Origin of the sequence: Mesorhizobium sp. M4B.F.Ca.ET.203.01.1.1, from assembly GCF_004791025.1 — a bacterium.
In the GTDB taxonomy this organism is placed as follows: domain Bacteria; phylum Pseudomonadota; class Alphaproteobacteria; order Rhizobiales; family Rhizobiaceae; genus Mesorhizobium; species Mesorhizobium abyssinicae.
On the sequence record NZ_SRUO01000002.1, the window covers coordinates 281,636 to 296,175 of the forward strand.

General features: G+C 61.2%; 11 protein-coding genes. 10 read left to right on the forward strand and 1 reads right to left on the reverse strand.

The genetic code is table 11. The features are described 5' to 3' along the window. Positions 1-68 precede the first annotated feature (68 nt). The 7 genes from EN846_RS04755 (at position 69) to EN846_RS04785 (ending at position 9,800) form a co-directional block, all read left to right on the forward strand. Positions 69-1,412: a nucleotide sugar dehydrogenase gene (locus EN846_RS04755; RefSeq protein ID WP_127391581.1), complete on the forward strand. Its 1,344-nt coding sequence runs from the start codon at positions 69-71 to the stop codon at positions 1,410-1,412. 259 nt (positions 1,413-1,671) lie between these two features. Beyond that, a complete protein-coding gene (locus EN846_RS04760; RefSeq protein WP_127310538.1) occupies positions 1,672-3,012 on the forward strand; it encodes an adenylate/guanylate cyclase domain-containing protein in 1,341 nt (446 codons plus the stop codon). A 145-nt stretch (positions 3,013-3,157) separates the two neighbouring features. After that, complete coding sequence (locus EN846_RS04765) at positions 3,158-5,053, forward strand: ABC transporter ATP-binding protein (RefSeq protein ID WP_127310537.1); 1,896 nt, start codon at positions 3,158-3,160, stop codon at positions 5,051-5,053. After that, positions 5,050-6,948, forward strand: coding sequence for an ABC transporter substrate-binding protein (locus EN846_RS04770; RefSeq protein WP_127310536.1), 1,899 nt, complete (start codon positions 5,050-5,052; stop codon positions 6,946-6,948). The genes EN846_RS04765 and EN846_RS04770 overlap by 4 nt, the downstream gene beginning before the upstream one ends. A gap of 2 nt (positions 6,949-6,950) precedes the next feature. Next, positions 6,951-7,949 carry an ABC transporter permease gene (locus tag EN846_RS04775; protein ID WP_127285079.1) on the forward strand — a complete coding sequence of 333 codons (999 nt, stop codon included), beginning with the start codon at positions 6,951-6,953 and terminating at the stop codon, positions 7,947-7,949. Further along, entirely contained in the window at positions 7,946-9,127 is a 1,182-nt protein-coding gene (locus EN846_RS04780; RefSeq protein ID WP_127285078.1) for an ABC transporter permease, read from the forward strand. The genes EN846_RS04775 and EN846_RS04780 overlap by 4 nt, the downstream gene beginning before the upstream one ends. 193 nt (positions 9,128-9,320) lie before the next feature. Beyond that, positions 9,321-9,800 (forward strand): class I SAM-dependent methyltransferase, encoded by a 480-nt coding sequence (locus EN846_RS04785; protein ID WP_127310535.1) that lies wholly within the window; start codon positions 9,321-9,323, stop codon positions 9,798-9,800. Between the two features lie 147 nt (positions 9,801-9,947). Here the strand turns inward: EN846_RS04785 and EN846_RS04790 are convergent, their stop codons facing one another. Beyond that, positions 9,948-11,363 carry an adenylate/guanylate cyclase domain-containing protein gene (locus EN846_RS04790; protein WP_127310534.1) on the reverse strand — a complete coding sequence of 472 codons (1,416 nt, stop codon included), beginning with the start codon at positions 11,361-11,363 and terminating at the stop codon, positions 9,948-9,950. 195 nt (positions 11,364-11,558) lie between these two features. On the opposite strand from EN846_RS04790, the gene EN846_RS04795 reads away from it, so the two are divergent. The 3 genes from EN846_RS04795 (at position 11,559) to EN846_RS04805 (ending at position 14,540) form a co-directional block, all read left to right on the forward strand. Then, positions 11,559-12,383, forward strand: coding sequence for a hypothetical protein (locus EN846_RS04795; RefSeq protein WP_127391582.1), 825 nt, complete (start codon positions 11,559-11,561; stop codon positions 12,381-12,383). A gap of 177 nt (positions 12,384-12,560) precedes the next feature. Beyond that, positions 12,561-13,085, forward strand: a complete 525-nt coding sequence (locus EN846_RS04800; protein ID WP_128346030.1) for a GNAT family N-acetyltransferase — start codon at positions 12,561-12,563, stop codon at positions 13,083-13,085. Between the two features lie 69 nt (positions 13,086-13,154). Continuing rightward, entirely contained in the window at positions 13,155-14,540 is a 1,386-nt protein-coding gene (locus EN846_RS04805; protein WP_127309702.1) for a hypothetical protein, read from the forward strand.

Here is a 14,540-nt window from a genome sequence, read left to right on the forward strand (position 1 = left end):
GGCCGTGGTTCCTAGTGAGCCTCGCCACGGGAACGGACCGCCTGTCCGAATTGAAGGAAAGCAGTTTTTTGGACGCCTCGCGATCGATATATGACCGTCTTCTAGACCGGATTTCGACCCGCGCCGCGCAAGTCGGCGTGATCGGACTGGGCTATGTCGGGTTGCCGCTGGCGGTTGCGATCGCACGCGCCGGCTTTCCGGTTTTCGGCTTCGATATCGAAGCCCAGAAGGTCGAGAGCCTGAACAACGGCCAATCCTACATCGAGGCAGTGACGTCGACTGCCCTTGCCGACCAGGTGGCGGGCGGACGGTTCCGCGCCACTGAGGATTTTGCCGAACTGGCCGTCTGCGATGTCATCATCATCTGCGTTCCGACACCGTTGACGAAACACCGTGAGCCGGATCTCTCCTTTGTCAGGAACACTGCAGGCACCATTGCGAAGCATCTGCGTGTCGGCCAGCTGATCGTGCTGGAATCGACCACCTATCCCGGCACCACTGACGACGTGATCAAGCCGATACTGGAAGAAACCGGCTTGCAGTCGAGGATAGACTTCTTCCTCGGCTTCTCGCCCGAGCGCGAGGATCCCGGCAACCGCAGCTTTGAAGTCGCGACGATCCCCAAGGTCGTGGCAGGCGATAGCATGGAAGCGGCGAGGCTGGTGCAGGCTTTCTACCAGGGCGTGGTCAAGACCGTCGTTCCGGTCTCCACCACCGCGACCGCCGAGGCGGTCAAGCTGACGGAAAACATCTTCCGATCGGTCAACATAGCGCTCGTCAACGAGTTGAAGGTCGTGTTCGACGCGATGGGCATTGATATCTGGGAGGTGATCGAGGCGGCAAAGAGCAAGCCCTTCGGCTACATGCCCTTCTATCCTGGCCCCGGACTTGGCGGGCACTGCGTTCCGATCGATCCCTTCTACCTGACGTGGAAGGCGCGCGAATACGAACTGCCGACCCGCTTCATTGAGCTGGCGGCAGAGATCAACACGGCCATGCCGCATCGCGTGGTCGATGAACTGGCGAAGGCGCTGGACAGGCGCTGCGGCAAGGCGCTCAGCCGCTCGCGCATTCTCATCATCGGGCTGGCCTACAAGAAGAATGTGCCCGACATCCGCGAAAGCCCCTCGCTGCGGCTCATTGAGCTTATTGAGGAATGGGGCGGCAAGGCGGAATTCCACGATCCGCACGTCACCGAGATTCCGGCCACGCGGGAGCATATGGCGATCAAGGGGCGCCGCTCGGTCGAATTGACCGAGGCGGCCTTGAAGGATTTCGATGCTGTCGTCGTTGCAACCGACCACGACGCGATCGACTATCGGGCGATCGCTGATCACGCCCTTGTGATCGTCGACACACGCAATGTTTTTGGCCGCCTCGGGCTGGCCCGCGAGAAAGTGATGAAGGCCTGACAGCGTCCAAGCCGGCGAATTTTCTGCCCGATGTCAGGATCGTGGTTGCACTCCGAAGGCAGCTTCGCCACATAACGCCCAGAACATAGATGCAGTTACGTCTGCTGCCGCAAGGACAGTCATCAGGGAAATTCTTCGCCGCTTTTGCCGCCGAAGCAGGTCTCGTTGACTTCGGGGGATTATCCTTGGGGTTGTTGGCGGACTGTTTTATGGCGGATCAAACGACAAGGGCTCCGTCTTCGACGGGTTGCGAGATAGCATGAGCACAGCGCAGGCAGAAATTTCCACCATTCTCATGGATAAGGTTGCAGATTGGCTGAACCAATCGGCGCTGGCGGGCAGCGACCTGGAAACATTGGTAAAAGGCTTTTGCGAGCGGCTGGCTGCTGCCGGCCTGCCGCTGAAGCGGGTGCATCTGAGCTTTTCGATGCTGCATCCGCTTTATGATGCGCTTGGCTTCACCTGGGTTCGCGGCCAGGGCATGGAAGTGGAAGGTTTCCGCGTTGAGCCGGGCGAGCCGTCCGACAGATTCCTGACCAGCCCGTACTACCATCTGCTCAGCAACAAGCTCGACCATCTGCGTCGCCGGATCGACCCGTCATTGCCGCCGGAGTTTCCGATTTTCGGTGAACTCGCGCTTATGGGCGTCACCGACTACATGGCTTTCGTCCATCCCTTCAGCGACGACACCAGTCAGGGCATGATCGGGTCGTGGTCCACCGACGGCACTGCAGGCTTCAGCGATAGCATGATTTCAGCGCTGCTTCGCATCCAGAGCCACCTCGCGATCGCAACCAAGATGGCGGTGCTCACCAAGCTCGCCGACAACATGATGACCACCTATCTCGGCGGCGACGCCGGCAGGCGCGTGCTTGACGGTCAGATCAGGCGCGGCGAGGGTGATACGATCCGGGCCGCACTGGTCATGGGCGACATGCGCGGGTCGACAAGGCTTGCCGCAACCTCGGGCCGCGAAATCTATATCGATACGCTGAACCAGTTTTTTGACGCAGTTGCCGCGCCTTTCAATCGCAAAGGCGGGCAGATCATGAGTTTTATCGGGGACGGCTTTATTGCCGTGTACCCCTGCGAAAGGCACCGCTCGCAGTCCGAGATCGCCTGCCAGGCTGCTCTTGCGGCAGCGCACCAGGCTAGCGCGCGGGTCATGGATCTCAATCTGCGCCGAAAGCAGCAGGGGTTGTCCGACATAAAATTTGGCATCGGCCTGCATGTCGGCAATGTGATGTTCGGCAATGTCGGGCTTACCGACCGGCTCACATTCTCTGTCTTCGGCTCGGCTGTAAACGAGGTCCAGCGCCTCCAGATCCTGACCAAGAAATATCCGCACAGCGTTCTCGCCAGCAAGGACTTCGCCAGCTATTGCGGCGCAAACAGCTGGCTGACGCTGGGCCATGAGGAGCTGACCGGCATCAAGCAGAAGCTGACGGTGCTTTCACCCGATCTGTCGGGTGCGCTCGCGCTCGATGAAGACGGTGCGATGGAGACGATTCACGATCGAAAATCGGAGGCCGAGCAGGTCATGCTGCTGCATCGCGATGCCGCCCGGCTGTCGGCGGGCGACCCGAGCAAGCTCCAGTAAGCGCCACGAACCAACCCGAACGCCCTTGCCAGGCGGTCCGGTCGCCGGCGCCGCCGCTGGCGACCGCTTCGAATCCAAGTTGCTCTAGGCTGGCAATACGCTAGTCTCGCTTTCTGGAAGTTGCCAGAGTGGGGCTGGTTTAAGAATGAATTCAGGTGTTGACCTGCTGCGGATCGAGGATGTTGGCATCTCTTTTGCCATTATCGGCGGGCCGTTGCATGCCGTCAGGCGCGCAAACCTTCGCGTCCTGCCGGGCAAGGTTACCGCGCTTGTGGGCGAGTCGGGTTCCGGAAAATCGGTTCTCAGCCAGGCGGTGATGGGCATTTTGCCGAACACAGCCCATGTTCGTGGCCGCATCCTGTTTTCCGATCCTGAAAAGCCCGGCACGACGCAGGATATCCTGCAGATGTCGCGCGACGGACCTGAAATCCGGGCGTTGAGAGGCAGCCGCATCGGCAAGATATTTCAGGAGCCGATGACATCGCTGTCGCCGTTGCACACGATCGGCAACCAGGTCAGCGAATCCCTGCAGATTCATACGCCCATCGCTCGGGCGGAGCGCAAGGCGCGGACCGAGGAAATGCTCAGCCTTGTCGGCTTTCCCAATCCCAAGCGCGCCTATGACATGTATCCGTTCGAACTTTCGGGAGGACTGCGTCAGCGCGCCATGATCGCCATGGCGCTTGTCTGCCGGCCCGCTCTGTTGATCGCCGACGAGCCGACGACGGCGTTGGACGTCACCATCCAGGCGCAAATCCTGCAATTGCTGCGCGAGCTTCAGAGCAAGCTGAACATGGCGATGCTGCTGATCACGCACGACCTTGGCGTGGTCGCCAATGTCGCCGACGAGGTGGTGGTCATGTACCATGGCGAGATCATGGAAGCGGGACCTGTCGAGGCGATATTCCGCCGGCCGGGCCACCCCTACCTGAAGGGCCTGATGGCTGCCGTTCCGCATTTCGACCTGAAGCCCGGCGAAAGGCTGAAGGCGCTGCGCGAGGTGCCGGTGAATGTCGGGAACCTGCTCGGCAAGCAGACGGCGCCGGCGTCCAAGGGGCCGGACGACATCCTGCTGTCGGTCAGGGATCTGACGAAGACCTTCACCATCCGCAAATCCGGATGGTTCGGCGGGGATCATCAAACCTCCATTCGCGCCGTGGACGGCGTGAGCTTCGATATCAGGCGGGGTGAGTGCCTGGGTCTGGTCGGCGAAAGCGGCTCCGGCAAAACCACTGTCAGCAAGATCCTCATGCGGGCCGTCACCCCCAGCGGCGGCTCTGTGATCTTCAATGGCCGCGATGGACCGATCGACGTCTTGGGAGGCGAGGGAGACGCGCTGCGCCTGCTGCGCGCGAAAATCCAGATGGTTTTCCAGGATCCGGTTTCGTCGCTCTCACCTCGCATGACGGTGGAGAACATCTTGAGCGAGCCGCTGGAGATCCATCAACGTGGCAATGCCGCGTCCCGCCTCGCAACGGTCAAGAGCCTGATGCAGGCGATCGGGCTCGATCCGCGCTTCATCAAGCGTTATCCGCACAGTTTCTCCGGCGGGCAGCGTCAGCGTATCGGCATCGCGCGGGCCTTGGCGCTGGGGCCTGAACTCCTGATCTGCGACGAGCCGGTTTCGGCGCTCGACGTCTCTGTCCAGGCGCAGATCCTGAACCTTCTGAAGGACCTGCAGAAGGAACTGGGCCTGACCTACCTGTTCATATCCCACAACCTCGCGGTGGTGGACTACATGGCAGACCGCATCGCGGTGATGTGCGGCGGGCGTATTGTCGAGCTTGCGCCGCGCGAAATCCTGCTCAGGAAGCCGATCCACCCTTACACGCGCTCACTGGTCGCCGCGGTGCCTTTTCCCGATCTCGACAGGCCGATGGATTTCAGGACGCTGAAGCTCAGCGGCGCTTCCGACACCAGCGCATGGGGACCGCAATTCCGCGACGAGGGCGACGAGAATATGCTGTCGCCGCTCGATCTTGGCGGCGGCCACCTCGTGCTGGCCCGACGTTCGGCCGATGTCAGCGAGCTACGCCATTGATCAGCCGGCGCACAGTCCTTGGGCTCATGGCTTCGGCAATTCTGCCGGGCACGGTGCGCGCCGGCGATCTGGAGCCGGATTTTCTTCAGCCACGGCTGAAGGCCAGGTCGCTGCCGGCACTCGCCGAACGCCTGCCCAAGCGCCCGCGCGCGTTGAATCTCGCTGCGATGGGCCGGCAGCCCGGCCAGTATGGCGGCACGCTGCGTACGATCATCGGCAGCCAAAAAGATATCCGGATGATGACCATCTACGGATACGCTCGCCTGGTCGGCTATGACGAGAAGCTTAACTTGCAAGCCGATATTCTCGAAAGTTTCGACGTGGCGGATGATCGCGTCTTCACTTTCAAGATACGGGAAGGACACAAATGGTCTGACGGCAGCCTGCTGACGCCGGAGGATTTTCGCTATTGCTGGGAAGATGTCTGGCTCAACGATGAGCTTTCGCAAGGCGGGCTCGCCCCGGTGCTGCTGGCGGACGGCAAGCCGCCACGCTTCGAGATCGTCGACCCGTTGACGGTCCGCTACAGTTGGGATGCCCCCAATCCCGACTTCCTGCCTAAGCTCGCTGCGGCTTCGCCGCTGTCGCTTGTTCTGCCGGCCACCTATCTCAAGCAGTTCCACAAGAAATACCAGGATCCATTCCGGCTCGCCGGCCTGATGAAGGAGAACCGGGCCCAGAAATGGACGCTCCTGCATATCCGCATGTCGCGGCAGTATCGCCCGGAGAACCCGGATCTGCCGACCCTCGATCCCTGGCAGAACCGAACCAAGCCGCCGGCCGAGCAGTTCGTCTTCGAACGGAACCCGTTCTTTCATCGAATAGATGAGAATGGCCGGCAACTGCCCTATGTCGACCGGATTGTCATGAATGTCAGCTCGTCGGCGATCATTTCCGCCAAGACCGGCGCGGGCGAGAGCGACCTGCAATGCATGGGAATTGACTTCGCCGACTACGCGTTCCTGAAGGACGCGGAGAAGCGTTACCCGGTGAAGATGCGTCTGTGGAAACGCACACAGGGCTCGCGGCTGGCGTTGCTGCCCAATCTGAACTGTGCCGACCAGGTGTGGCGCGGCCTTCTTCGTGACGTGCGCGTGCGCCGCGCGCTTTCGCTCGCTGTCGACAGGCGCGAGATCAATATGGCCGTGTTCTACGGATTGGCGCAGGAGAGTGCCGATACGATCCTGCCGGAGAGCCCGCTCTACCGGCCGGAATTCGCGAAAGCCTGGATCGCCCATGATCCCGACCGGGCCAATGCCCTGCTCGACGAGGCCGGGCTTCAGGCGCGTGACGATGACGGCCTGCGGGTACTTCCCGATGGACGCCCGGCGCAGATCATCGTGGAAACGGCCGGCGAAAGCACGCTGGAAACCGACGCGCTCGAACTCATCACCGATCACTGGCGCCAGATCGGCATCGCCCTGTTCATCCGGACCTCACAGCGCGACATCTTCCGCAGCCGCGCGCTTGGCGGCCAGATCATGATGTCGATCTGGTCGGGCATCGACAATGGCGTGCCGACCGCCGACATGAACCCCTACCAGCTGGCCCCCACCATCGACGACCAGCTGCAATGGCCGCTCTGGGGTGCCCACTACTTGTCTCACGGCACGCTGGGTGAGGCGCCCGACCTTCCGCCTGTGGTCGAGCTGATGGCTTTGCTCAAGCGCTGGAACGCATCGACCGAAGCCACGGAGCGAGCCGAAATCTGGAATTCGATGCTGTCGATCTACACCGATCAGGTGTTTTCGATCGGCACGGTGAACGGAACGCATCAGCCAATTCTGGCGTCCTCGCGGCTGCGCAATCTGCCTGACAAGGCGCTCTACGGCTACGACCCGACCTCCTACTTCGGTGTCTACATGCCGGATACATTCTGGCTTGGAGAGTCCTGAGCGTGCTTCGATACATTGTCTGGCGCATTGCCGTGATGGTTCCAACGCTGCTGATCATATCGGCGCTTGTGTTCACGATCATCGAACTTCCCCCAGGCGACTATTTCGACAGCTATGTCGCCGAGCTTCGGGCTCAGGGCGAAGCGGTGGATTCCGATCGCATCGAGATGATGCGGAAGGACTATGGTTTCGACAAGCCGCCGGTCATTCGCTATTTCTACTGGGTCGGCGGGATGCTGCACGGCGATTTCGGCTATTCCTTCGAATATGAGCTGCCGGTTCGCGACGTCGTCGGGGACCGAATGTGGCTGACCGTGTTGGTGTCCTTCGTCACGATCATCTTCACCTGGCTCATCGCCTTTCCGATCGGCATTTACTCCGCCACGCATCAATATAGCTGGGGCGATTACGGCCTGACTTTCTTCGGCCTTCTCGGCCTTGCCATCCCGAATTTCATGCTGGCACTGATCCTGATGTATTTCGCCAACATCTGGTTCGGCACGTCCATCGGCCATCTCATGGACCAGCAATATCTCAGCGAGCCGATGAGTTGGGCCAAGGCGAAGTCTATCCTCGCCCATCTCTGGATCCCGGTCTTGATCATCGGCACCGGGGGCACGGCAAGCATGATCCGGCGGCTGCGCGCCAATCTGCTCGATGAGCTTCACAAGCAATATGTCGTGACCGCGCGCGCCAAAGGCCTTCATCCCTTCAAGGCGCTGATCAAATATCCGCTGCGCATGGCGCTCAATTTCTTCATTTCAGACATCGGCTCTATCCTGCCGGCCATCATCTCCGGCGCCGAAATTACCGCGATCGTGCTGTCTTTGGAAACGACCGGGCCGATGCTGATCAAGGCGCTGCAAAGCCAGGACATGTATCTGGCAGGGTCGTTCCTGATGTTCCTCGCCTTCCTCACGGTCATCGGCGTCCTGATTTCCGACCTGGCGCTTGCGCTGCTTGATCCACGAATTCGTTTGCAGGGCGGCAGCACCAAATGAACACGCAAACGCCGCTGCCAGCTCCGGGTGCCCCACTGCAACACTACGTTTCCATCGCGCCCTTCGACCTGCAGTCGGTCGAGGCGATGACGCCGGAGCAGTCGAAGGTCTTTCAGGCGTCGCAGTTGCGGCTGATGTGGTGGAAATTCCGACGGCACCGGCTTGCCCTTGTATCCGGCCTGTTCCTGGCAGTGCTCTATTTCGGGATACTGATCTGCGAGTTCCTGGCGCCCTACAATCTCCATACGCGCAACATGGACTACATCTATTCGCCGCCGCAGCGGGTTCACCTGTTCCACGACGGCCAGTTCGTCGGGCCGTTCGTCTATGGCCGCCGGATGACGCTGGATATGGACACGCTCAAGCGGAACTACGTCGATAAGCAGGACGATGTTCAGCGTATTCGCTTCTTCTGCAAGGGCGACAGTTACCGGTTCTGGGGCCTGTTCGAAGGTGACAGGCATTTTGTCTGCCCTGCCGAAAACGGCCAGCTCTTCCTGGCCGGCACTGACAGGCTGGGGCGCGATGTGTTCTCGCGCATCATCTATGGCGCACGCATTTCAATGACGATCGGCCTCGTCGGCATCAGTTTCAGCTTCCTGCTCGGCATAGTCATCGGAGGATTGGCCGGCTATCACGGCGGCATCTTCGACCTGATCGTTCAACGGATAATCGAAGTTCTGCAATCGATCCCCAGCATCCCGCTATGGCTGGCTCTGGCGGCGATCATGCCGATAACCTGGAGTCCGATCCTGATCTATTTCGGCATCACGGTCATCCTCGGGCTGCTCGACTGGACCGGACTGGCGCGGGCGGTGCGCTCGAAGCTTCTGGCCTTGCGCGAGGAGGATTATGTACTGGCCGCGCAATTGATGGGCGCCAGCAGCAGCCGCATCATCCGGCGGCACCTCATTCCCGGCTTCATGTCGCACCTGATCGCGACGGCGACGATCTCCATACCCGGTATGATCCTGGGCGAGACGGCGCTTAGCTTCCTCGGGCTCGGCCTCAGGGCGCCGATAACCAGTTGGGGCATCCTGCTCACCGAGGCGCGCAGCGTCAGCGTGATCGCGTTCTATCCATGGCTGCTTTTGCCGATGCTCCCCGTCATTCTCGTCATCCTGGCCTTCAACTTCCTCGGCGACGGCTTGCGCGACGCCGCAGACCCCTACAAGTGACATTGCTGTTCCGCGGCGCGCCGGGCCGCCGGCTCCGCCCGGTAAGATCCTTGTTGGCAGCCTGTTCGGTTGTTGCGGTGCTGATCGTTGGCCTCTATATGCGGCGAGGCTCGATCGGGGGTTCCACCCGCGAACCGATCTGTTCGCTGGCAATTGCCGATCTCTTGAGCTGGTTCAGGACACAAAAACGCATATGTCTCGCCTCGAGAGCTTCATCCGCAGGCTGACCGCACAACGCGACATTCTCGATCAAGTCTGCGCGGAAGTGGCGAAGATCGAGGGCCCCGTGCTCGAGCTCGGCCTCGGCAATGGCCGGACGTTCCACCATCTGCGCGAGCGCCTGCCCGGACGCCGGATCGTGGCGTTCGATCGCGCACTGGCCGCGCACGCCAGCTCAATTCCCGAGGCTGAAAACCTCGTGCTCGGCGAAATACGCGAGACGGCGAGCAGGTTCATCGGCATCGACGCCGCTCTCGTTCATGCCGACATCGGCACCGGCTATGAAGATCGCGATGCAGTGACCGCTACCTGGCTTCCCGATCTGATCGCGCGCCTGCTCCGCGTCGGCGGCATCGCGGTCAGCGGCACGCCGCTCGATCACCCGCAATTGGAGCGCCTCGCGCCGCCACCTTCGGTGCCCGCCGATCGCTATTATATCTGTAGGCGCGTGTGAGGGCCGGGACGATCTAAGAGCGTTTCACCGTTTCAAAGGAACGGCGAACCGCTCTATCTCTTTGTTTTGACGCAAATTCCGGACGGAAGGCTACGGCGAAGTCGCCGAGCCTAACCGCTCACGCCTTTCCTGGAATTGCTCTCGTCTTCAAGGGATCGTGTACACTGCTATCTCTCGCTCAATGCCGCGCAGCGAGACCTCGTGGGGTACGGGTGTGAGGGCGTTCCTGTGCAACAGATCGGCGGTGAGATTGTCGTCGACCACCGCGCGAGTGGCGAAGATCGCCTGTGTGTTTGCAAGGTTCTGCACCCGTGAAGCAATGTTGACCGTCTGGCCGAAATAGTCCTGTCGCTCGTTCAAAGACACGGCGATGCAGGGGCCGGCATGGACGCCGATCTTGAGCAGCAGATCCTCGCGCCCGCTCGTGTCGTTGAGCTCACGCATGGCATCGCGCATCCTGAGGGCCGCGGCAATCGCTCGGTCAGGCGTCGCGAAGGTTGCCATCACCGCATCACCGATCGTCTTCACCACCGCGCCGGCCTCCGCCGCGACGATCTCGTGCAGAACCTGGAAATGCGCGCGCACGAGATCGAAGGCCGCAAGGTCGCCCACCCGCTCGTAAAGCGCGGTCGATCCGCGCAGGTCGGTGAACAGGAAGGTCAGGCTGGTGATCTTCAGGCGCTGGTCGATGTCGAGCGTATCCGCGCGGTAGAGATCGCGGAACGTCTGGTTGGTGAGCAGGCGCTTGGCGGTGAGGAATGGCCGACGCTTGCCCAGGAAATCATGCAATGCCTCGCCGGCGATGAAGACCGCCGGCAGCACGCGGGTGTCGGTCCGGTTTTCCAGCGAAATGCGCAACGGCCCAGGCTGCATCTCCAGTGTCTGGTTCTGGACATGGTCGCGGTCGAAGACCAGAGAGAGGCTTCGGCGCTCCTTTGTTGGTTCGCCCTTCACGTCGATGAATTGCGCTGAATGGGTGACCGGCTCGAAGACGATGATGAATTCGGAGGGAAGCTGTATGGGCAGAACCGCCTTCTCACCGGGCGCAAGCTCGATATCCTCCAGCGAGAACGATTCCAGCTTTTTCGCGAAATCCTCATCCGGTACATCGACGCCGGACGCCCAGTAGATCTGGCGGAAATATTCCACCATCGGCAGGTCGTGTGGATTATGGGCGGCAATCCTGCGTATGCGGGGACTGACGGTAAATGTCACCTCGACCATCTCGTCGAGGGTCGGCGAATAGCCCTGAGAGCACAGCGCGCAGGTGTATTCGTCCTTCTGCAGGGTTTTCAGCGTGGCGTTGGTGTCGAGCACGCCGCCGCAGCCGGGGCACAGGACATTCCAGGAAACATCGAAGATTCCCACCCGCGCCGCATGCAGAAAGGCGCTGATGGTGCGCTCCTCGTCCAGGCCATGCTTGCTGGCGAAGGCTGGCGCGTTGATGCGGCAAAGTTCGCGGTCCTTGCCCTCCGCGATGGTTCGCTTGATCGCGTCGATTGCCAGTGGGTCGACATCGGTAGATTGCCGCAGAAGCGAGAACAGATCCTGAGCTTCGTTCATCGTGCAGGCTCCGGAAAATGCAACCCGAGGCGTGTTGGCCGGACCGTCTTTGGTCCGACTGCTCCCTTTTACGTCGAAACGTACAGTACGGCCATTCGAATAGACAAGCGACAGTCCAATCTTCATTCGGCCGATTTTCACCGGCCGCATGCGGCACTATGATGGTCCATGGGCATTCATCTTTGGGGCTCTCCCATGCCGACATCCGACAACCCGCCGTTTCCCGCGGGCCTGCGCCTCTTCTCCGCGATGGTCATTATCGTCCTGATCGTCGGCGCCGGCCTGTTTTTCGCGCCTGTGCTGGTCAAGCCGCGCTGGCCCTGGGCCGTCACGCCGTTCAATGCCCGCTTCCTCGGCGGCTTCTACACCTCCGAAATGGTCGTGATGGCGGCGCTGCTGTTGTGGAATCGATGGTCGCCCGGCAGGCTCGTATTGGTCATGGCCTTCATCTTCACCGTCATCGTGTCGGCGGCTTCGTTCATCAATCTCGGCTATTTCAACTTCGAGCGCAAAGCGCCCTGGCTCTGGTTCTTGGTCTATCTTGCCTCGGTCGCGGTATCCGGGCTGTTCCTGTGGCGGGCCAGGACCCGTCCCCCTGCAAAAGGGGTGACCTTGAATCCCGCATGGCGCCGCTACCTGCCTGTGGAATCGGCGATCCTCGGGCTCTATGGCCTCGGCCTGTTGCTGTTTCCCCTGACATTCAGCAGCATCTGGCCATGGCCGGTCGATGCCTTCCATGCTCAAGTCTACAGCGCCATCTTCCTCGCCGGCGCGGGCGGCACATGTCTCGTCTGGAGGAGCGCGCCGCGCGAGGAACTGCTGGTGCTAGGCTTGGCGCAGTTTCTCGTTGGCCTGCTTGCCATCCTTGGCCTCGTCATCACCGACGCTGCGGTGCACCGGATCGACTGGACGGCGACCGGCACATTGTGCTGGCTCGCTCTTTTCGCCTGGATCGGCATCAGCGGCGCCTTCAAACTCTACGCCGCCTCGCGATATTTTGACTCGCAATCGGCGTCATAGGTTGCGAAGACGGCTGGATTTTCAGGTCGTGTCCGGTGCATCGTGCCGTGCCGATTGCCTTGGAGCATTTCACCGTTTCAAAGGAAACGGCGAACTGCTCTATCTCTTTGTTCTGACGCAATTCCAGGCGGAAAACCGCTTTACACTTTTCCTGGAATTGCTCTAGCCAGGAACGCCATGAGCAGCACGACTTCGCCATCCTCCGAGAAAATCCAGCCGCAGCTCCGACCCGTCCGGCCAACCGATGCGGAGGCGCTTTGCGCGATCTTCAACATGCCGGGCTTTCGCTGGGGCACGTTCAGGATGCCCTTCGAGCGGGTGGAGCAGGTGGAGCGGCGCATCGCCAAGTCCGGTCAGGAAACCACCTGGATCGTTGCGGAGTTGGACGGCAAGGTCGTCGGCCATGGCAACTTGGTGGTGCAGGGTTCGCCGCGCCGTTCGCATATCGGCCAGATCAACATCGGCGTCGACGATGCCCTTGTCGGCAAGGGCATCGGCTCTGCCATACTTGGCGCGCTACTCGACGTGGCCGACAACTGGCGGGCCCTGAAACGGGTCGAATTGACCGTCTATGCCGACAACGAACCGGCCATCCGTCTCTACTCTGGCCACGGCTTCGAGGTCGAAGGTCGGCATGTGAAGGCCGGTTTCACCGACGGGCAGTACCATGACCTCCTCAGCATGGCCCGGCTGCGATTCTAAGATCGGCTGCATGGTTTTGGCTGTCTGGTCTCCCTTGGCGTTTTCACCGCAAGCGGCTAGACGGGGCCAATGACCGCCGTCTTTGATCCAACCCCTGCGCCTCCGGCGGAAATTCTGGCGGTGCTGTCGCTGCTCTGCCCGGAAGTCGTGCGTGACATCGAGCAGAACTGGAATGCACCGGTTTCCGATTACGCCCGCCATCTGTGGCGGCCCGTGGCAAGGCCTGCATCGGGCCCGGCGATCACTGCCCGCTCGATCCTGCGCGAAGTCCTGCAGCAGCGCCTCAGTGTCGTCATCCAGCCTGAGGAGATCGGCAAGGCTCTCGAAGAGTTCGAGCACAGACCGGTGATCCAGTCCGGCCTGCATTGCCTGCTTCTGATGGACCGGATCACCTTTGACGCCCTCCTGCTTGCCTGGTTCGGCGCGATCGAAAACGGGCTGTCGGCCTTCGTTGCTTTCATGGGAACGACGATGACCATGGAGACAATTGGCCGGGAGGGGCCTGGATGGCTCGATGTCGGCGACGACAAGGTCAACCTGTTTGGCATGGGCCGCCACAAACTGTGCCGCAAAAGCGCCTGCGCGGCGGGTCCCGTTTCCCTCAACAAGCGCGCGCTCGAAGCGGTGGGCGATGAAACCGATGCCAGCCGCTGGCTTGGTACGCTGCTTGCCAGCCAGGACAAGGTGTTCGGAACCGCCGCCGATGCGCTGACAGCGCTCAACGAGGATCTGGTCGCAGATTGGGATCGTTCCGGCATGGCCCGGCCGGTTTTCATCGATGACCGGCTCGCCGCTTCTGCCATGGCGCGGCATCTGGAACATGACGGCAGCCTTCTTTCCAGGCTACTCATCGAGCCCGCAAGACGCCAGCGTCTCGAACATGCCCTGCAAGAGGCCGCATCGGGACCATTCGGCAGATTCCTGCCCAATGCCACGGACTATTTCTGGGGTATCCGCGAGCAGCGCGTACGCAAGCTCGTGCTGAAGGACGGGCACCTGATCGAGCCTGACAGGCCGCAAGGTCTTTCCATCCCGTTCGAGCGGGTGCAGCTGAGGCAGGCGCTGCTGGACGGCGTGCTGCTGCCGAACCTGTTCCTGATGTTCCTCGTCCTTGCAATATTGCCGCGGGTGCGGGTAGTGGGCGGCCTGAGACAGATTGGCTATGTAGCGCTTTTCCACTCGATCCTGTTGGCTGTGCTAGATGAAAACGTGCCGGAAGAGCGCGATCTGGCAGCGGAGCTGCAGGTTCGGGAAAATGCCTGGGGGATGCGGGTCATCGATGAAAAGACCTCGGTCCGTGAGCAGCTCGCAGGCTTGCCGGAAGGGGCGCTCTTCCCGGACCTGCTTCGGCAGTATCGATTGCGGACATTTGCCCAGACGACCGACGACCTGAAACTGGTTCGCGAAAACGCCCGATGGCGCAAGATCGGCAAGGCAGCGATCAAGGCGACCTGA

Bases quoted from the DNA above. Each gene is read 5' to 3' on its own strand.
- EN846_RS04795 (WP_127391582.1), top strand. From the start codon at position 11,559: ATGCCGACATCCGACAACCCGCCGTTTCCCGCGGGCCTGCGCCTCTTC.
- EN846_RS04760 (WP_127310538.1), top strand. From the start codon at position 1,672: ATGAGCACAGCGCAGGCAGAAATTTCCACCATTCTCATGGATAAGGTT.
- EN846_RS04790 (WP_127310534.1), bottom strand. From the start codon at position 11,363: ATGAACGAAGCTCAGGATCTGTTCTCGCTTCTGCGGCAATCTACCGAT.
- EN846_RS04805 (WP_127309702.1), top strand. From the start codon at position 13,155: ATGACCGCCGTCTTTGATCCAACCCCTGCGCCTCCGGCGGAAATTCTG.
- EN846_RS04765 (WP_127310537.1), top strand. From the start codon at position 3,158: ATGAATTCAGGTGTTGACCTGCTGCGGATCGAGGATGTTGGCATCTCT.
- EN846_RS04780 (WP_127285078.1), top strand. From the start codon at position 7,946: ATGAACACGCAAACGCCGCTGCCAGCTCCGGGTGCCCCACTGCAACAC.
- EN846_RS04800 (WP_128346030.1), top strand. From the start codon at position 12,561: ATGAGCAGCACGACTTCGCCATCCTCCGAGAAAATCCAGCCGCAGCTC.
- EN846_RS04785 (WP_127310535.1), top strand. From the start codon at position 9,321: ATGTCTCGCCTCGAGAGCTTCATCCGCAGGCTGACCGCACAACGCGAC.